The sequence below is a fragment of the Microbispora bryophytorum genome (genome assembly GCF_043197435.1).
GTDB classification, from domain to species: Bacteria; Actinomycetota; Actinomycetes; order Streptosporangiales; family Streptosporangiaceae; genus Microbispora; species Microbispora bryophytorum.
This window is the reverse complement of the sequence record NZ_JBICTF010000002.1, coordinates 596318-614196: the sequence shown is the minus strand read 5'-3', so window position 1 is coordinate 614196 and position 17879 is coordinate 596318. Positions and strand designations below refer to the sequence as shown.

Annotated in this window: 18 protein-coding genes; 7 read left to right on the top strand and 11 right to left on the bottom strand. The window is 71.1% G+C overall.

Annotated elements, in window-relative coordinates:
• Positions 1 to 705 precede the first annotated feature (705 nt).
• Positions 706 to 2163: an MDR family MFS transporter gene (locus ACGFIB_RS07825; protein WP_357241290.1), complete on the top strand. Its 1458-nt coding sequence runs from the start codon at positions 706 to 708 to the stop codon at positions 2161 to 2163.
• A 146-nt stretch (positions 2164 to 2309) separates the two neighbouring features.
• Here ACGFIB_RS07825 and ACGFIB_RS07820 read toward each other — a convergent pair whose 3' ends face one another.
• From ACGFIB_RS07820 to ACGFIB_RS07805, 4 genes are all read right to left on the bottom strand, one after another.
• Positions 2310 to 3503, bottom strand: coding sequence for an endo-1,4-beta-xylanase (locus ACGFIB_RS07820; protein WP_357241293.1), 1194 nt, complete (start codon positions 3501 to 3503; stop codon positions 2310 to 2312).
• Between the two features lie 47 nt (positions 3504 to 3550).
• Positions 3551 to 3940 (bottom strand): polysaccharide deacetylase family protein, encoded by a 390-nt coding sequence (locus ACGFIB_RS07815; RefSeq protein ID WP_393369429.1) that lies wholly within the window; start codon positions 3938 to 3940, stop codon positions 3551 to 3553.
• A gap of 223 nt (positions 3941 to 4163) precedes the next feature.
• Positions 4164 to 6158: an ABC transporter ATP-binding protein gene (locus ACGFIB_RS07810; protein WP_393369426.1), complete on the bottom strand. Its 1995-nt coding sequence runs from the start codon at positions 6156 to 6158 to the stop codon at positions 4164 to 4166.
• A gap of 32 nt (positions 6159 to 6190) precedes the next feature.
• A complete protein-coding gene (locus tag ACGFIB_RS07805) occupies positions 6191 to 6895 on the bottom strand; it encodes a TetR family transcriptional regulator (RefSeq protein ID WP_393369423.1) in 705 nt (234 codons plus the stop codon).
• 202 nt (positions 6896 to 7097) lie between these two features.
• Between ACGFIB_RS07805 and ACGFIB_RS07800 the strand changes: the two genes are divergently transcribed.
• A complete protein-coding gene (locus tag ACGFIB_RS07800; protein ID WP_208762049.1) occupies positions 7098 to 7832 on the top strand; it encodes an alanyl-tRNA editing protein in 735 nt (244 codons plus the stop codon).
• Between the two features lie 24 nt (positions 7833 to 7856).
• On the opposite strand, the gene ACGFIB_RS07795 is transcribed toward ACGFIB_RS07800, so the two are convergent.
• Positions 7857 to 8471, bottom strand: a complete 615-nt coding sequence (locus tag ACGFIB_RS07795) for a GNAT family N-acetyltransferase (protein ID WP_393369419.1) — start codon at positions 8469 to 8471, stop codon at positions 7857 to 7859.
• Entirely contained in the window at positions 8468 to 9013 is a 546-nt protein-coding gene (locus tag ACGFIB_RS07790) for a DinB family protein (RefSeq protein ID WP_393369416.1), read from the bottom strand. The genes ACGFIB_RS07795 and ACGFIB_RS07790 overlap by 4 nt, the downstream gene beginning before the upstream one ends.
• Before the next feature lie 59 nt (positions 9014 to 9072).
• Here ACGFIB_RS07790 and ACGFIB_RS07785 point away from each other — a divergent pair, with 59 nt between their 5' ends.
• Positions 9073 to 10050: a helix-turn-helix transcriptional regulator gene (locus ACGFIB_RS07785; RefSeq protein ID WP_393369413.1), complete on the top strand. Its 978-nt coding sequence runs from the start codon at positions 9073 to 9075 to the stop codon at positions 10048 to 10050.
• Between the two features lie 51 nt (positions 10051 to 10101).
• Here ACGFIB_RS07785 and ACGFIB_RS07780 read toward each other — a convergent pair whose 3' ends face one another.
• Positions 10102 to 10698, bottom strand: coding sequence for a hypothetical protein (locus ACGFIB_RS07780; protein WP_357241310.1), 597 nt, complete (start codon positions 10696 to 10698; stop codon positions 10102 to 10104).
• A 117-nt stretch (positions 10699 to 10815) separates the two neighbouring features.
• The gene (locus ACGFIB_RS07775) at positions 10816 to 10947 is read right to left on the bottom strand and encodes a helix-turn-helix domain-containing protein (RefSeq protein ID WP_263407669.1); all 132 of its coding nucleotides are present in this window, start codon (positions 10945 to 10947) and stop codon (positions 10816 to 10818) included.
• Between the two features lie 92 nt (positions 10948 to 11039).
• Here ACGFIB_RS07775 and ACGFIB_RS07770 point away from each other — a divergent pair, with 92 nt between their 5' ends.
• Positions 11040 to 11585, top strand: a complete 546-nt coding sequence (locus ACGFIB_RS07770; RefSeq protein ID WP_393369410.1) for an alpha/beta hydrolase family protein — start codon at positions 11040 to 11042, stop codon at positions 11583 to 11585.
• 192 nt (positions 11586 to 11777) lie between these two features.
• Here ACGFIB_RS07770 and ACGFIB_RS07765 read toward each other — a convergent pair whose 3' ends face one another.
• Positions 11778 to 12623, bottom strand: coding sequence for a PIG-L family deacetylase (locus ACGFIB_RS07765; protein ID WP_229689466.1), 846 nt, complete (start codon positions 12621 to 12623; stop codon positions 11778 to 11780).
• Between the two features lie 80 nt (positions 12624 to 12703).
• Between ACGFIB_RS07765 and ACGFIB_RS07760 the strand changes: the two genes are divergently transcribed.
• The gene (locus tag ACGFIB_RS07760) at positions 12704 to 13183 is read left to right on the top strand and encodes a hypothetical protein (protein ID WP_393369407.1); all 480 of its coding nucleotides are present in this window, start codon (positions 12704 to 12706) and stop codon (positions 13181 to 13183) included.
• 19 nt (positions 13184 to 13202) lie between these two features.
• On the opposite strand, the gene ACGFIB_RS07755 is transcribed toward ACGFIB_RS07760, so the two are convergent.
• Positions 13203 to 14402: an MFS transporter gene (locus tag ACGFIB_RS07755; RefSeq protein ID WP_357258429.1), complete on the bottom strand. Its 1200-nt coding sequence runs from the start codon at positions 14400 to 14402 to the stop codon at positions 13203 to 13205.
• A gap of 147 nt (positions 14403 to 14549) precedes the next feature.
• Between ACGFIB_RS07755 and ACGFIB_RS07750 the strand changes: the two genes are divergently transcribed.
• Positions 14550 to 15254, top strand: a complete 705-nt coding sequence (locus tag ACGFIB_RS07750; protein ID WP_393369404.1) for an alpha/beta fold hydrolase — start codon at positions 14550 to 14552, stop codon at positions 15252 to 15254.
• A gap of 34 nt (positions 15255 to 15288) precedes the next feature.
• Here the strand turns inward: ACGFIB_RS07750 and ACGFIB_RS07745 are convergent, their stop codons facing one another.
• Positions 15289 to 16239, bottom strand: a complete 951-nt coding sequence (locus ACGFIB_RS07745; RefSeq protein WP_393369401.1) for a sigma-70 family RNA polymerase sigma factor — start codon at positions 16237 to 16239, stop codon at positions 15289 to 15291.
• Between the two features lie 154 nt (positions 16240 to 16393).
• On the opposite strand from ACGFIB_RS07745, the gene ACGFIB_RS07740 reads away from it, so the two are divergent.
• Positions 16394 to 17785 carry an MFS transporter gene (locus ACGFIB_RS07740; RefSeq protein WP_357241334.1) on the top strand — a complete coding sequence of 464 codons (1392 nt, stop codon included), beginning with the start codon at positions 16394 to 16396 and terminating at the stop codon, positions 17783 to 17785.
• Positions 17786 to 17879: the final 94 nt, after the last annotated feature.

The following is a 17879-nucleotide window of genomic DNA, read 5'->3' as shown; positions in this document are numbered from 1 at the left end:
GTACAGGCGGTATCCATACAGCCGGGATTCGTGCAGGTGGTGGGGCCGGAGCGCTGGTCTTCCAGTGCGTGCGGCGGTGACGGGTGCGGGAACGCGAGGTGCGGTGGTGCATGGCAACGCCTTTGTGAACGGGTTGCGGGAGCCGGTGAAAACCGGCAGGACAACCGACCATGGGGCCGTGTGCCGATGCGGCGGCGGGTTCGACCGGAACGGGCACGGAGTCACGCTCCTGCGGCGATGGAGCCGCTGCCCGGACGCCGGGCAGGAGGAGGTCGCGTACCCGGCAGGTCGTGGTCGCGCGTTCGCAGACATGCACCTGGACCGAGGTCGGTGCGATGCGAACGTGCCGGCGAGATTCACGCGGCGGTGTCAACGCCCGGAGAGGGCGGACTCATGCGCGTGCGTTGAAAACGATCGATCACCGGTGCGGACGATGCCCACACGAGTGAAAGCCACCGGCAGTTCGGTGGCTAGGCCCTGTCCACCTCAATCAGCTCCATGGCCGGGATGCTACCAGCCTCGCATCGTCGCACCGTCGCCCGAACGCTGTCGGCGGGGCGGCCAGATGCGCCGGCGGCTCCACGATCGAGGCTAAATGTCGGTGGCGCCTGTCAGGCTTGCCTCAACCACGAACTCTTGTGGGACCCCGGGCTGGGACGCCAGCCGCGACCATGTCGTTTCCCGCCGACCCCTGATCGAGGTGCCGTGTCCATCGCACAGCTTGATTCGCCCGCCGAGCCCGCGACCGCCGCTCCAAGGCGCACCCCGGCCGTGATCCGGCTGCTGGTGCTCGCCACGTTCGTGGTCATCCTCAACGAGACGATCATGATCAACGCGATCCCTCGGCTGATGACCGCTCTGCACATCACCGAGCAGACCGCGCAGTGGCTCTCGACCGCCTTCATGCTGACGATGGCCGCCGTCATCCCGGCCACCGGGTGGTTCCTGCAGAGGGTGCCCACCCGTCACGCGTACGCCACGGCGATGGGTCTGTTCCTGCTCGGCACGGCGTTGGCCGCCGTCGCGCCGTCGTTCGAGGTGCTGCTGGGCGCCCGCATCATCCAGGCGTCCGGGACGGCCGTGATGATGCCGCTGCTGATGACCACGTTGATGCAGGTGGTGCCGGAGTCGGAGCGGGGCCGGGTGATGGGCAACGTCAGCCTGGCCATCTCGGTCGCGCCCGCGATGGGGCCGACGGTCTCGGGCCTGATCCTCCAGTTCGGATCCTGGCGGCTGCTGTTCGCCGTGGTGCTCCCGATCGCCGCGGTGATCACATGGCGTGGCCTGAAGCAGCTCGAGAACGTCGGAGAGACCCAGGTCAGCGCGATCGACTGGTTGAGCGTGGTGACGGCCGCCGCCGGCTTCGGCGGCCTGGTCTACGGGCTCAGCCGGTTCGAGGGCGGTGACGTCCGCGTGGCCGCCGCGATCGTGGCAGTGGGCCTGGCCGCCATCGTGGTCTTCGTCGTCCGCCAGCTGTCGTTGCAGAAGCGCGGCGTGCCGCTGATGGACCTGCGAGCCCTGCGTCACCGCACCTATACGGTCGCCCTGGTCCTGACGTCGGTCGCCTTCATGGCGATGCTCGGCTCGATGATTCTGCTGCCGCTGTACCTGCAGAACGTCCGCGAGCTCAGCCCTCTGGAGACCGGACTCCTCGTGATGCCGGGTGGCCTCGCGATGGGGCTGCTCGGTCCGGCCGTGGGCCGCCTGTTCGACCGGTTCGGCGGCAGGGTGCTGGTCATTCCCGGCGCGATCGGAATCGCGCTCGCGCTCGCCGGCTTCACACAGGTCACCATGACCATGCCGTACTGGCAGCTCCTGGGTCTGCACGCGCTGTTGATGGTGAGTCTGGCGGCGACCTTCACCCCGGTGTTCACCCTCGGGCTCGGAGCGGTTCCCTCGAAGCTCTACTCCCACGGCAGCTCGATCCTGAGCACTCTGCAGCAGGTCGCCGCGGCCTTCGGCACCGCGCTTGTGATCACGGTGATGAGCGCGCGAGCCGATGCGCTGAAATCCGCGGGAGTCGCAGAGGCGCTCGCCAACCTCGACGGCATGCGGCTGGCCTTCATCATCGGCGCGGTGCTGTCGCTGGCGGTGGTCGTCACCGCCGTGCTCCTCCCGGCCCGAGCCGGCGGCGTGGCCGAGAGCGAGGAACCCGCCCGATAAGACGGGCGTCTCCGCGCGGCCGGTCTCCCGGCAGGCGTCACGCGTGGCGGCACACCTCCGTGGAGACGACGCCGCCACGCGTCACGTGGCCGAGTGCGGCGAACGGGGCCGCCCCGTGGAGTGCGGCCCCGCGCCTGTCGTTACGGTCAGTGGCGACCCGCGCCCGGGCCGGACCGGTGCGGCGCGCCCGCGGCCAGGGCGAGGTCCTGCTGGATCACGTAGTACTGCGACTTGGGCTTCAGGTCCGCGTCATACAGCAGGGCGGCGCCCTCCTGCGGGTTGTTGAACCAGCCGGGGATCCAGGAATAGGTGTCGCCGAAGCCCCACGGGGTGAACGAGATGCACTCGCGCACCGCCAGGCAGGCCTTCAGGGCGCGGGACCAGTAGCTCTCCTGCGCGTAGGAGGCCAGCGGGCTGGTCGGGGTGTTCACGTTCGGCGCGGCCTCGGTGAACGTGCGGACGTCCACCTCGGTCTCGGCCACCTTCAGGCCGAGATCCGCGAAGCGCTGCAGGTTGTTCTGCAGGTCCGGGAAGCCGTACTGGGTGTCCAGGTGGCCCTGGAAGCCGACGCCGTCGATGGGCACGCGCTGGGCCTTCAGGGTCTTGACGAAGTCGTAGACGGCGTTGCTCTTCGGCCCGGTGAACTCGAGGTTGTAGTCGTTGTAGAACAGCAGGGCCTTGGGGTCGGCCTCGTGCGCCCAGCGGAAGGCGTCGGCGATGTAGCCGAGGCCGCCCCACGCCTTGTACCAGACGGTCTGGCGCGGCTGCCCGTCGTCGTCGAACGCCTCGTTGACGACGTCCCACTGCCAGATGTCGCCCTTGAAGTGCTTCGCCTGGTCCTGGACGTGCTTCTTGAGCAGGGCCTTCAGCTCGTCGTTCGACAGGGTGGTGGTGGTGCCGTCGGAGGAGAGCCAGGTGGGCAGCTGGCTGTGCCACACCAGTGTGTGGCCGCGGACCAGCTGCTTGTTCTTCTTCGCGAAGGCGACCAGCCGGTCGGCGGCAGCCCAGTCGTACGTGCCGCGGGTGGGCTCCACCAGCTGCCACTTCATCACGTTCTCGGGAGTGACGCTGGAGAACTGCTCGGCCGTGATCCGGGTGTAGTCGGCGTTGCTGCCGAGTTCGTCCGTGTTCACCGCGGTGCCGATACGCAGCCCGACCCGGTCGCCGAGGGCGCGCAGCGAGTCCGCGGCGGGCGGGGCCGGGGGCGGTGCGGGGACGGGGTGCGGGGCCCCGGGCGGCGCGGGGGCGGGGCCGGGTTCGGCCGAGGCCGAGCCGGCGAGGGCCACCCCGCTCAGCAGTGCCACGCTCACCAGGCCGATGGCCAGTTTGGGACGACGCAAGGGAACTCCTCGGGTTGGGGGGAAACGGGGGGTGATGGGTGGTGCGATCAGGTCAGCCTCGGCGGGCGGGCAGCGACAGGCGCCATCCGGGCCGCCATGTCGTCGTGGCGCATGCCGTGATTGCACAGGGTGTGCCCGTCGGCGGCGATCCGCCGGACGACCTCCGGGTGCTGCCGCACATGGTCGCCCCAGAGGCAGAAGACCGCCTTCACGTGGTGTTCGCGCAGCACGTCGAGCAGGCGCAGCGTGTCGGGCGGGTTCGGGCCGTCGTCGAAGGTGAGGCCGATCGACAGCCCGCCGCCGCGGGTCGAGTCGACGACCGAGGGGGGCGGGTCGTCCGCCAGGGCCGGACGCGCCATGCCCAGCAGCAGACCTATCGCGGCCAGTGGAACCGCGAGAAGACGTGGCCTGCGTGGGCGCCGGCTTCGGTTGACCACGATGACTCCATCTTCAGGCGGCGATGACGTCCGAAAGTTTCTGTGAGATTACGAAAGTAATGCAGACCATAGGAACGCGCCTGTGGTACGTCAAGGGGTCAAAACCGCTCGTAAGTTCGCGGGAGTCGCGGTGTCAGGGGCGGGGGCGCGTGATCCGCCGTCCTTGCTGCCTCAAAGTGACGGACAGCGCGTCCGAAACATTTCGGTCATCGGAGAGATGTGATCATAGGAGGTCGTCGAGGTACGCCGACGCCTGCAGGGTGAACAGTTCGGCGTATCTGCCTTCGAGCCGCATCAGTTCGGTGTGGGTGCCGTCCTCCACGAGCCGGCCGTCCTCCAGGAACATGATCCGATCGGACTGGCGGACGGTGGAGAAACGGTGCGAGATGTAGAGCGTGGTCTGCCCCGCGGCCAGGGCGCGCAGCCGGGTGAACAGGTCATGCTCGGCCTGCGCGTCGAGCGCGGAGGTCGGCTCGTCGAGCACGAGGATCGCGGACTCGCGCATGAACGCCCGGGCCAGTGCGATCTTCTGCCATTCACCGCCGGACAGGCTGACGCCCTGGTCGAACCACCGGCCGAGCGGGCTGTCGAAGCCCCTGGGCAGCCGCTCGATGCGCTCGGCTATCCCGGCCCGCTCGGCCGAGCTCACGATCGCCTCCCTGTCGTCGAGCTGCGGCAGGTCGCCGAGGCCGATGTTCTCGCTCGCGGTGGCCTGATAGGTCACGAAGTCCTGGAACATCGCGCTGATCCTGGCGCGGTACTCCTCCGGGTCGTACTCCCTGATGTCGACGTCGTCCAGCAGGATCCGGCCCTCTGTCGGGTCGTACAACCGGCACAGCAGCTTGATCAGGGTGGACTTGCCCGCGCCGTTGCGGCCGACCACCGCGACGGTCTCGCCCGGACGGATCTCGAAGCTGACCCGGTCGAGTGCCTTGACGTCGGATCCGGAGTAGCCGAACGAGACCTCCTCGAACCGCACGTGACCGCGTACGTCCGCCGGCATCGGGCGGGGCTGATCCGGCCTGCGGATCGCCGGGCGGGTGCCGAGAAAGCGGTACAGCAGGTCCAGGAACAGGTTGTTCTCGTACATGCCGCTGAACCCCAGGAACAGGCCCTGGACGGAACTCTGCACGGCGGTCGCGGCGCCGGTGTACAGCGCGAGGTCACCCAGGGTGAGCCTGCCGGAGACGGCCTGCAGCGCGATGTAGAGGTAGATCGCCGAGCTGGTGAGGGTCGTCAGCATGCTCCAGGCGGCGGCGGCCATGTTGCGGGTGCCGATCAGCCTGCGCTGCCGTTCGTAGTAGACCTGGCCGAGCCGGCGGAACCGGTCGACGAGATAGCCGCCGAGCCCGAAGTGCTTGATCTCCTTGGCGTACGTGTCGGTGGTGACGAGCCCCGCCAGGTATTCCATCCGGCGGCGGATCGGGGAGCCGAGGAAGCTGAACGCGAAGCTCCGGGCGGAGTAGCGGGTTTGCGAGACGAACGCCGGGATCGGGGTAACGAGCGCCACGACCGCGAGCAGGGGGCTGATCGCGATCAGCATGGCGATCATCGTGCAAAACGTGATCACGGTCCTCACCAGGCCGAACGCGGAGTTCATCATCGACAGCGGGCGGCTGGGCGCCTCCTGGTCGGCCTGCCGCAGCAGATCGTAGGACTGGGAGCCTTCGAAGAAGGCGAGATGCAGGTTGCCGGCGTGGTCCATCACCTTGTGCCGGATGGTGAGCACCATCTTCTCCTGCAGCAGTTGCTGGGCGATGTTCGTCAGCGACGTGATGACCGTGGTCAGCGTGAAGAGGAGGAACTGCAGCGCGGCCACTGCGCTGATCTTGGCGAACGACGTCATGGCGATGCCGGGGAACAGCGGCACCGTCAGCATGACGACGTCCGGACGGTGCTGGGCGTGCACCTGAATGCCCTCGACCACCGCGTCCATCAGCAGCTTCGTCATGTACGCCGCGGCGGTGGGCAGCAGGCCGCTGACGACGGTGACCACGCCGATCACCACGGTCAGCACGGGACTGGCCTGCCACGTCAGCCCGACCACGCGTGGCAGGCCGCGTACGGTGCCGGCGGAGGTCTGCCGAATCCGTCGCCACCGTGACCTCAGGTCCCTGGGCTGTTTTCGCGGTTTGGGGTCCGGAATGTCGATGGGGCCCGTCAGCCCGCTGTCGGCGACGCTGGTCGGGTCGTCCAACCCGAGTGGCAGGCGGCGCATCGCCGATTCGATACCGCCCCCACCGTGGTCCACTAAGCACCGCCCGGAAACTCGGCCGGCAGTTTGGTGTGGTCGAACGCGCCGTGCAGGAACAGCTCGATCAGCGAGGCCAGGCAGATCGGTTCGCTGTCGGCGTCGGGCCGGCGGGAGTGGGCGAACAGCACGTCCAGCAGGACGCCCGCGAGCTGGTCCGCGGGTAGGCGCAACGCGGGCTGCTCGGGGGCGAACAGCTCGGCCAGCGCCGCTCTGGTCGCGGCGATGCTGGCGACGCGGCTGCTCCGCCCGCGCGGCTGCGCGGACGCCTCGCCCCGGTGGGGTTGCGCGGCCGTCTCACCCTGCCGGGGTTGCGTGGCCGCCTCGCTCCGCTGGGGCTGCGCGGCGGCCTCGCCCTGCTGGGGTTGCGCGGTCGTCTCGCCGCGGTTGCGGGGGCCGCTGCGGAAGCCGGAGGCGTGCATCGCGCCGAGCACGCGGCCCATCCTGTCCATGTGCGCCTCCATCGCGGCGGCGGCCTCGTGCAGCCTTTCGTGCAGCGGGATATCCAACGGGATGGCGCGGATGGCCTCGACCACGTTGTCCGGCCGCAGCGCCTCGGCGATGCACGCTTCGAGAAGCTCGTCCTTGTCCTTGAACACCCGGAAGATCGTGGCTTCGCCGATCCCGGCGGCCGCGGCGATCTGGCTGGTCTTGACCGCGGCGCCGTACTCGGCCACCAGCGGCAGGGTCACGTGCACGATCATTGCGCGGCGTTCTTCGGGGCTCATGCTCGGGGCCCGGCGCCGGGTCGGCTGCGGGGAGGGGACTGCGTCAGGGTCGTTCGGCGTGGATTTCATCATGCCCCGACCGTACGAAGTGAGCGCTCACTCCGTCAAGGCGTTTTCGCCGATCCGGATCGTCCGCGCCCCTGCCGAGGCTCGTGGACACCCCACTAGACTCGGTGAGGTGACCTTCGATCTTCACGGGCGGACGAGGCGGCTGGAGCTGGCCGACCAGGGCCTGCGGTCCTTCGAGGCCGTCGTGCTGGAGGCCACGCCGGACGGGATCGTCCTGGACCGATCGGCCTTCTACCCGGGCGGCGGAGGCCAGCCGCCGGACCACGGCGTGTTGCTGTGGCAGGGCGTCGAGACCCGCATCGAGGGCGTGCGCAAGGGAGACGACCTTCATCTCGTCCCGGCCGCGGACGACCCGATCCCGCCTGCCGGCACGGTCGTGCGGGCGGCGGTCGCCGACGAGCGCCGCTCCGCGCTCATGCGCACCCACTCGGGCCTGCACGTGCTGTGCGGTGTCGTGTTCCGCGACTACGGGGCCCTGGTCACCGGGGGGAACATGGAGCCGATGACCGCGCGGATGGACTTCAACCTTCCCGAGGTGCCGCCCGGCTTCAAGGAGGCGATCGAGGACGCGTGCAACGCCGAGATCGCCGCCGACCGCCGGATCGACGTACGGGTGCTGCCCCGCGCGGAGGCCTTCGCGATCCCCGACATCATCCGCACCGCGACGAACCTCGTGCCGGAGGAGATCCCCGAGGTGCGGATCGTCGACATCGTGGGCCTGGACACCCAGGCCGACGGGGGCACGCACGTCGCCTCGACCAAGCAGATCGGCAGGATCAAGGTCGCCAAGATCGAGAGCAAGGGCCGCGGCTTCCGCCGCCTCCGCATCACGATCTCCGACTGACCGCGCCGGACCCCGGCGCGACGGTCAGAAGTCGATCCGTACGACGGCTCGCCTGAGGGTCGGCCTGCTCACCTCGGTGAACCCCGCGTCGAGGAAGACGTCGCGGCTGCCGACGTGAAGCTCGCCCCAGGTGATCTCGACGCCCGGCCGGGTGATCATCGGGTAGGCCTCCAGGGCCCGGGCTCCCCGCTCACGCGCGAAGTCGATCGTGGCGCGTGCGAGCGCGTACGTCACCCCACGCCGGCGGAAGCCCTTGCGGGTGACGAAGCAGGTCACGGCCCAGACGCTGTCATCGGTCTCGTCCTCCTGCCGCCCCTTCCAGGGGACGCGGGTGCGGGCCAGCTGGGGGTAGGCCGTCCGGGGCTCGACCGCGCACCACCCGACCGGCTCACCGTCCAGATAGGCCACAAGGCCGCTGGTCGACCGGGCTCCGGGGGTTCCGCAGCCGGTCTGCTCACGCAGACGCGCGGCACGCTCGGCGTCGGAGACCGAGCGCCACTGGTAGGTGAAGATTTTGTAGCGCTGGCAATGGCAGTCGGTCGTGCCGAAGACCGCCTGAAGGTCATCCCACGACGCCCGGTCGGCGGGGACGACGACGAGCTCATCGGCGGGAATCGGCTCGGGGATGTCCTGCCTCATCCCGCCGGCCGGTCCTCTCCGACCAGGCCGTCGACGGACTCGCGGATGAGGTCGGCGTGCCCGGCGTGGCGGGCGTATTCCTCGATCATGTCGATCAGCAGGCGGCGGAGGCTGGGTGACTCGCCACGTGAGCCGGTGTACGCCGCGAGCCGCCCGAGGCCGCCCTCGGCCAGCGCCTGCCGTACGTCGGCCCGGGAGCGGGCCACCGCGTCCTGCCACAACGTTGTCAACTGCTCGGGAGTGTCGTCGGCGGCCGTGCGCCACTCCCAGTCGGGGTCGGCGTCGAAGTCCACGGTGTCCCACGGCGGCGCCGGCGGTCGCCCGAACAGCTTCTGGGAGAACATGTCGTCCTCCACCAGGGCCAGGTGCTTGAGCAGCCCTCCCAGGGTCATGGACGACGCGGCGACGGTCGCCCGCAGGCCGGCCGCGTCGACCCCGCCGCACTTCCACGCGAAAATGCGGCGCTGGCGGTCCAGCGCGCCCAGCAAGGTGTCGATCTCGTCGCCGGCGACCGGCGGCTCATGAAGGACGTTTTCGGTCATGCAGGGCAGGCTACGGTGCATTCCGGACGATCCACTTCCGGAATGCGACGGGTTGCCGAATGACGCACGACGCGAGCCCGACCGCGCGGGCGCTCCTGCTCCTCGAACTGATCCAGAGCAGCCCCGGCATCACGGCGGAGCGGCTGGCCGGCCGGCTCGGCGTCTCCGAACGGGCCGCCCGGCGCTACGTCGGCATCCTGCGTGAGGCGGGCATCCCGGTCGAGTCCGAGCGTGGCCGCTACGGGGGCTATCGCATCGGCCGGGGGCTCCGGCTGCCTCCCCTGATGTTCACGCAGGCCGAGGCGCTCGGGCTGGTGATGGCCGTGCTGAACGGCCACCACGACCTGGCGGACCCGGCCGATCCGGTGGCCGATCCGGTGGCCGATCCCGTGGGCCGCGCGCTCGGCAAGATCCTGCGGGTGCTTCCCGAGGCGGTCGCCGGTCCGGCCGCGGCCGTACGGAGCCTGAGCACGAGACACCCCGAGCCCGGGGCCAGGACTCCCAGCCCCGAGACCACCGCCGTCCTCGTCCAGGCCTGCGCGGGTCACCGCCGGCTGCGGCTCGGATATCGCATCCGCCCCGGAGACGAGCGGGTCATGGAGGTCGACCCGTGGGCCGTCGTCGTACGCCGCGGTCGCTGGTATCTCCTGTGCTGGTCGCACACGAGGAACGCCCGCCGGGTGCTGCGGGTGGACAAGGTGGCGGGCGTCGAGGTGCTCGACGTGCCGGCCGCCCCTCCGGCCGATCTGGATCCGGCGCAGATGCTGGAAGACCATCTGTCGGCGGGGTGGCGGCACGAGGTGGAGGTCGTCGTCGACGCGCCCGCCGAGGCCGTTGCCGAGTGGATCCCGCGCAGCCTGGGCCGCCCGGAGCCGATCGACGCGACCACCACGCGCCTGGTGGGCAGCACGGACGAACCGGACTGGTACGTCCGGCAGCTCACGGCGATCCGGGCGCCCTTCCGGATCGTCGGATCACGCGAACTGCGGGAGGCCGCCGAAGCCCTCGGACGGCGCCTCCTCCAGGCCGGATCCTGAGGCGCCGGTCCTGTTTTCCCGATCAGGTGCGGCGCTGGCCCGCGTGCAGTTCTAGGCGGAGCAGGTGGCCCAGAGCTCGGCCCAGTTCTCGGCCATGAAGTCGTCGTTCTGATACCAGACCGAGTACGAGTGTTCCTCGGGGTGGACCGAGGTGATGCTGACCTTGGCGGGGTGGCGCTCGTCGACACCGGTGAGGCGAGGGTGGGTGGGCGGGCAGGCCACCGTGAGCAGAGCCTCGCCGCCCGGCGGCAGCTTCGTGCTCTGCATGAACTCGAAGCCGGTCATGGGCTCGTGCCGCACATTCGAGCAGAGCACCTCGATCTTCACGGAGATGCGCATCCCATGCGGGTCCGACTTCGACTGGGAGTTGCTGAACGATACCTTCACCTCGCGCCCGTTCACGGTGATGGCCTTGTAGTCCAGCAAAGGCCCGTCGTAGGTGTCCTGGATGATGGACGAGGTCCGGGTCGACACCGGGTACGGCTTCGTCGATGGGCACTGCACCGAAACGTAGGCCGAGATGCCCGGCCCGACGGAGGTCGAGTTCGTCATGACCACCGTCTCCTCGGCGAACGCCGGCGCGACGAGAACCGTGAGTGCGGCGGCGGCCATCGCCGTTATCGCGCCCGTCCGCGTGAGCTTGCGCATGTATGCCTCTCCTTGTTCGTCAGGCTTGTCCGTGCGCCGACGACGTTAGAGAGACGGTCTTGCCGCGATCTTGCGCTCGTCGTGTGGAGCGCTTGACGGGCGCTTGGGGCGGGTGTTTCAGCTCGGCATGACGATGGTGGAAAGGAGGCGCCGGGTGCGGCCCGGCGCGGGCTGGTTGGCGAACCTCGGGGCGAGTATTTCTCGCAGGTCCTGCAGGAAGTCCCGGAACTCCTCGTCGCTGAGGTACATGGCCGCCTGCCGGAATCCCACTCCGTCGCGCGCGTGGACGACCCGCAGGCCGTGGTCGCCACCCTCTCCGGCGTCTGAGACGGATCGGCGCGATGCGCGACCTCGACCTCGGCTTCGCCTCGGGCGGCGAGCGGCTCGCCGGCACGCTGACCCTGCCCGACGGCGACGGGCCCTTCCCCGCGGTGCTGCTGGTCCCCGGCTCGGGGCCCGTCGATCGTGACTCCGACCACCGGCGCCTTCCCCTCGGGGTGACCCGTCAACTGGCCGAGGCGTTCGCGGCCGCCGGGATCGCGTCCCTCCGGTACGACAAGCGGGGAGTGGGGGCCAGCACCGGTGGCTTCCTGGCGGCCGGGTTCCGCGACAACATGGACGACGCCGGAGCCGCACTGGCCGCGCTGCGCGAACGTCCGGAGATCGACTCCGGCCGCGTGGCGTTGACCGGGCACAGCGAGGGCGCGCTGATCGCGGCGAACCTCGCCGCCCACGACCCGCGGTGGCGGCGGTCGTGCTGCTGGCCGGCACCGCCCGGAGCGGGGCGGAGACGTTGCGCTGGCAGGCCGCGCGTCTCGCGCCGACCATGCCGGCCTTCGTCCGCGCCGTGCTGCGCCTCACCCGCACCGACCTGGTCGCCAAGGTGACGAAGAACCACGAGCGCATCCGCCGTACGACGACCGACGTCGCCCGCATCGGCGGGGTCCGGGTGAACGCCCGGTGGACCCGCGAGTTCCTCGACTACGATCCCGCGGCCGATCTCGCCCGGATTCACGCGTGGGCCCCGGCGTCCGACGGCCGGGGCGCGGCGTTTCCCCGGCTGCGGCCGGGGGCGGGCGTCAGCGCAGGCCGGCGAACAGGTCGTCTTCCTGGTCGGGGGCGGCCACACGGGACGTCGTCCGGATGAAGTACTCGCGCGAGAAGGCCTGGTGCTGGGCCTCCGGCGGCATCTTCAGGAAGGGGATGTTCTCGCCCTGGCTCGCGTGGGCCGCCAGCGCCTTCAGCTTGTTCTCCACGTACGGCGAGACGTCCACGACGCTGGTGATGAGCTCGTCGGGCGTGCCGAAGTCGTCGGGGAGCTCGAAGTCGTCCGGCGCCATGCCGTTCGCCCGCATGAACTCGAACATCTGCCGGATGCCCTCACGCGGCACGGCGGCGTAGTAGAACTTGTCCGGAATGCCGGTCTTCTCGGCCGCCGCGACCGCGATTCGGTGGGCCTGGATGTGGTCGGGGTGCCCGTAGTTGCCGTTCTCGTCGTACGTGACGATCACCTGGGGGCGGTAGCGCTCCATCAGCGCGGCGAGCCTGGCGGCGGCCGTCTCCACCGGGACGTTCGCGAACGCGTCGGGGTGGCCGTTGCCGTCCCAGCCGTCCATGCCGGAGTCGCGGTAGCCCAGCAACTCCAGGTGATCGATGCCGAGGTGGGCGACCGACTCGCGCAGCTCGGCCAGCCGCCGCTCGGCGACCGCGGCGTCGTCGTGGCCGGGCTCGCCCGGCTTCACCCCGCCGGGGCCGTCCCCCTGCTCGCCGTTGGTGCACGTCACCAGGACCGTGCGGATCCCCTCTGCCGTGTACTTCGCGAGAATTCCGCCGGTGCCGATCACCTCGTCGTCGGGGTGCGCGTGCACAGCCATGAGGGTGAGCTCTCGGTCCATTCCGTCCCCCGGAGTGTCGTTTACCGTCACCTGGACGAGCCTATATCGCCCGTTTATCGGCGCGCGGGCGCGTGTCGTTTGAGGCAGCCCGGCCCGGTTAGGCGACCGCTATGGGAATTTATCGAGACATGGCGGCAGGAGCGGTCGCGGGCGCGGCCGGGACGACCGCGCTCAACACGATCACCTATCTGGACATGGCGGTGCGCGGCCGACCGGCGAGCTCGCTGCCGGAGCAGGCGGCCGGCGCGGTCAGCGAGCGGCTCCACGTCGGCCTCGGCGAGGAGGAGGACGCCCGCAACCGGGAGCGGGGGCTCGGGCCGATGCTCGGCATCCTCACCGGCGTCGGTGTGGGCTTGGCCTACGGCCTGTTCCGCCACGCCGTACGGCGGAGGGTCAGCCTGCCCGCCGCGGCGACCGGGGTGGGCGTGGCGGCGGCGGTCGCGGGCAGCGCGCCGATGACCGCGCTCGGGCTCACCGACCCGCGCGAGTGGGGCGTCGGCGGCTGGATGTCCGACCTGGTCCCCCACCTCGGGTACGGCCTCGCCACGGTCGCCGCGTTCGAACTGACCAGGTCCCGCCGCCGGCGCTAGGCGCTGTGTGCGTTAGGCGTTAGGAGACCGTGCGGGCGGCCGGGGCCATGCGGGTGGTCACCAGCCACCAGATGACCAGTTGCAGCAGGGCCAGCGCCACGGCGAAGGGCGGCAGCGTCCAGGCGCCGATCCCCTGGGCGATCGCCCCCGTGAACCAGGGGAAGACCGCGCCGCCGACCACCGACACCCCGTTGATCAGCCCGATGGCGGTGGGCACCAGCCGGGCCACGGTGAGCCGGGGCGCCACGGCCATCGTGGTGGGGAAGACCGGCCCGAGCCAGAAGCCGAGCAGCACGAAGCTGACGCTGGCCATCGCGGCGCCGGGCACGAGCCAGGCCAGCATCGTGCTGAGCGTGACTCCGGCCAGGCAGAGGAAGGTCATCCCGGTCGCGGTCATGCCGAGCCTGGTGGCGATCGGGCTGATCAGGAAGCGGCCCAGGGTGAGCCCGAGCCAGTAGCCGGAGATGGTGTAGCCGGCCACCAGGTCGCTCTGCCCGTGCTCGTCGACCAGGAAGCTGAATCCCCAGTTTCCGACGCTGATCTCCAGGCCGACGTACACGGCGAGGAACACCGCGCCCAGCAGGACGGCGGGCTGCCGTGACGCGGTGGCCAGCAGGCCGGCACGCTCCGCCTGCTCCTCGGCCGTCGCGGGTGGCGGGGCCTCGCGGGCGGGCAGGGTCAGGTAGAAGCCGATCAGCAGCGGCAGGCTGACCAGGGCCAGCACCAGCCACACGGCCGTCCAGGGCAGGAAGGTCAGAATCCAGGTGGCCAGCAGCGGCCCGAGCAGCGCGCCGACGCCGAAGAACGCGTGCAGGCGGTTGAGCAGCGTCGTCGCCCCGGGCAGGTCGGTGAGGTAGGCGTTCAGCACCGATTCGAAGATGCCCGTGCCGTACCCTGCCACGATCTGGGCTACGAGGAAGGCCAGGAACGGCGGGCGCACGGCCGTGAAGAGACCGGCCAGGGCGAACGTGCCGCCGCCGAGGATGAGCGAGGCCCGGATCCCGAGGCGGTGGATCAGCGGGCCCGCGGTCGAGCCGGACAGCATGAACCCTGCGGAGAAGGCGAAGAACTGGGTGCCGATCGTGGCCTTGTCGAGGCCGTAGTCGTCGATCTGCGCCGGCAGCAGCACCCCGCCCACGCCGGAGCTCAGGCCGACCAGGATGAAGGTGACATAGGAGAGCGCGACCGGCGCCCAGAAATCGCGCCGCAGAGCGGACACCTGACCTCCCGCGTACGAGCAGCCTTCCGGCCACCCGTCAGGCGGGATCGGCCGTATCCGTGATCAACGGTGATCCCGTTTTCCGGCGTCATGCTACTTGGTGCGCCTGTTGCTCCCATAGGGGTTTATCAGGGTTATTGTCGCCATGTGACGGATCACGCGGTGGTTGAGGCCAACGGCGTCGGGATCGCGTACCGGACGTACGGCCCGGTCGACGGCCCGGTCGACGGCGCGGTCGACGCCGCGCCGCTGATCCTGCTGCACGGCCTGGGCGACGGCATGGCCGGCTGGGACGGCGTGGCCGGGAGATTGGCCGCCGACCGGCACGCGTACGCCCTGGACCTGCGCGGCCACGGTGCCAGCGACTGGCCGGGAGACTACGGCCTGGAACTCATGCGCGACGACGTCCTCGCCTTCCTCGACGTGCTGTCGCTCGGCCCGGTGGACGTGATCGGGCACTCGATGGGCGGCGTCGTGGCCTACCTGCTCGCCGCCGAGCGGCCGGGCCGGGTGCGGACGCTGGTCCTGGAGGACGTGCCGCCCCCGGTGCCGCGCGACCCGCCCCCGCTCGTACGGCCGGAGGAACCGCTGTCGTTCGACTGGGCCATGGTGGAGGCGATCAGACCGCAGATCGACCACCCCGACCCGGCCTGGCTGGAGCGGCTGGGCCGGATCACCGCGCGCACGCTCGTGATCGGCGGCGGGCCGGACAGCCACATCCCCCAGGACCGGGTCGCCGAGATGGCCCGCCGCATCCCCGGCGCCGCGCACGTCACGATCCCGGCCGGGCACCTGGTGCACGAGAACGCCCCCGACGCCTTCGTCCGGGAGGTCGCGGCCTTCCTCGGCTAGAGCGAGACCGCGGCCTTCCTCGGCCACAGCACGGCTAGGCCGTGGGCGGCAGCGAGAAGACGGCGAACAGGGCGGGGTTACCGAACACGACGTTCCGCGCGATGCCGTCCTCGGCGATCGTGAGCACCTGGAGCGAGTGGGCCCGGAAGACGCCGTCGCCGCCGTCCACGTAGGCCGCGAGCGCGGGCTGCCCGTTGGCACGCGTCGGCACCATCCGCCAGGGTCCCCGGATGGCGCAGACCCAGCGGATGAAGCCGCCGAACGCCTCCCGACCGGAGAACCACGACAGGAACGGCGGCATCTCCAGGACGGCGTCCTCCCGCAGCAGCCGCTCCAGGGCCTCGACGTCGGCCTTCTCGAACGCCGCGACGTAGCGGTCGAGCAGGTCGCGGCAGGCCGGGTCGTCCGGTTCGAGGAGGTCGTCCTCGGTGGGAGCCACCCGGGCGAGCTGGGCGCGGGCGCGCTGCAGGGCGCTGTTGACCGCCGCGACCGAGGTCTCCAGCAGGCCGGCGACCTCGCTCGCCCGCCAGGCCAGCACCTCGCGCAGGATGAGCACCGCCCGCTGCCGCGGCGGCAGATGCTGCAGGGCCGCGACGAACGCCAGCCGGATGCCGCCCCGCGACGCGACGACCGCGGCGGGATCCACCAGCGCGTCGGGGACGGGCTCCAGCCAGGTCACCTCCGGCAGCCGCCGCTGCGGTCCCGCGTCCGGGTCGTCGGACGGGCCGGTGAGGCCGGACGGCAGCGCCCTGCGCCCGCGCTGGTCGAGTGCCGTGAGGCAGGCGTTCGTGGCGATGCGGTAGAGCCAGGTGCGCGGGGAGGCCCGCCGCTCGTCGTAGTCGCCGGACGCCCGCCACGCCCGCAGCATGACCTCCTGCAGCAGGTCCTCCGCGTCGTGCACCGAGCCGAGCATCCGGTAGCAGTGCGTCATCAGCTCACGCCGGTAGGGCTCGGTGATCCGCTCGAACTCCTCGTCACTCCACATGTGTTCTCCCGCGTCGCGTGGCCGTCACCGGTATCTACCGCCGCGCCGCACCGGACTCATCGGTCGCCGATGAGTTTCCCGGCCGGTCCCGGTACGTACCGGCGAACCCACTGCGGAAGGACACGAAGTGACAATCAGCCATACCGTCCGCCCCGTGACGGCCCGTGCCGGCCGGCCCTGGCCGATGCTGGCGGTGCTGCTCGCCGGCCAGTTCATGGGGCTGCTCGACCTCTACATCGTCAACGTGGCGATCCCCAGGATCGGCGCCGACCTTGGGGCGTCCGGCGCCGCGCTGCAACTGGTCGTCGGCGGCTACATCATCGCGTACGCGACCCTGCTGATCACCGGCGCCCGGCTCGGCGAGCTGTACGGCAGGCGCCGCATGTACGTGATCGGGGTCGCCGGGTTCACCGCGGGCTCGCTGCTGTGCGGGCTCGCGCCCGACGCCGGGACGCTGATCGCCTTCAGGTTCGTCCAGGGAGCCGCGGCGGCGGTCATGGTCCCGCAGATCATGAGCGTGATCCAGACCAGGTTCACCGGCAGGGCCAGGGCCACCGCGCTGAGTGCGTACACCGCGGTGCTCTCGGCCGGTTCGGTCGTCGGGCTGGCGCTGGGCGGGGTGCTGGTCGGCGCCGACCTGGCCGGCACCGGCTGGCGGCCGGTGTTCCTCGTGAACGTGCCCGTGGGCGTTCTGCTCACGCTCGTGGTGCCCCGGCTGGTGCCGGCGGACGCGCCGCCGGACCGCCCGCGCGGCCCGCGCCGGCTCGACCTGCGGGGCCTCGCGCTCGCGCTGCCCGCCACACTGCTGGTCGTGCTCCCGCTCGTGCTGGGACGGGAGGCCGGCTGGCCCATGTGGACGTACGCGTCGATGGCGGCGGGGATCGTGCTCGCCGCCGTGTTCGTCGTGGCGCAGCGGCGTACGGCGGCCCGGGGGGACGACCCGCTGCTGAACCTGGACGTGCTGCGCGCGGCCGGCATGCCCTCGGGGCTGACGACGCTGATGGCCCTGATGGTCTCCTACGGCGGGTTCCTGTTCACCTTCGCCGTGCACCTGCAGGGCGTCCTCGGGGAGAGTCCGCTGCGTGCCGGGCTCACGTTCCTGCCCATGGCGGCGGCGTTCGGGCTGGGCAGCTTCTACTGGCGCAGGCTTCCGGGGCGGGTCCACCACCTGCTGCCATCGGCCGGGCTGGCGCTCAGCGTCCTCGGCACCGCGGCTCTGGCCGTCTCGGCGACCGGCGGCCCGGTGATGTGGGCCGCGCTGCTGGTGTACGGCGCGGGGCTGGGCGTCTCGACCAGTCTGCTCACCCACGCCCTGGTTCACGTGCCGCCCGCCCGCGCCGCCGACGCGAGCGGCCTGCTCACGACGACCATGCAGTTCGGCCAGCTCGGCGGTGTGGCGGTGTTCGGCGCGGTGTTCCTCGCCCTGGCCGACCCGCCGCGGCCGGAGGCCATGGGCGTGACCGCCTGGTGGCTGGCGCTGGCCGCGGCCGCGGGCGCGGCGGGCGCGGTCGCCCTGGCCCGAGCCGCACGGCCCCGGCCCGCGTGACCCGGCCCGCGTGACCCGAGGCCGAACGGATCCGCGGGATCGGCGCCGGGCCCTCGCGCCGATCCCGCCTGCGCACTCCTGCGGGTGCGTCCGC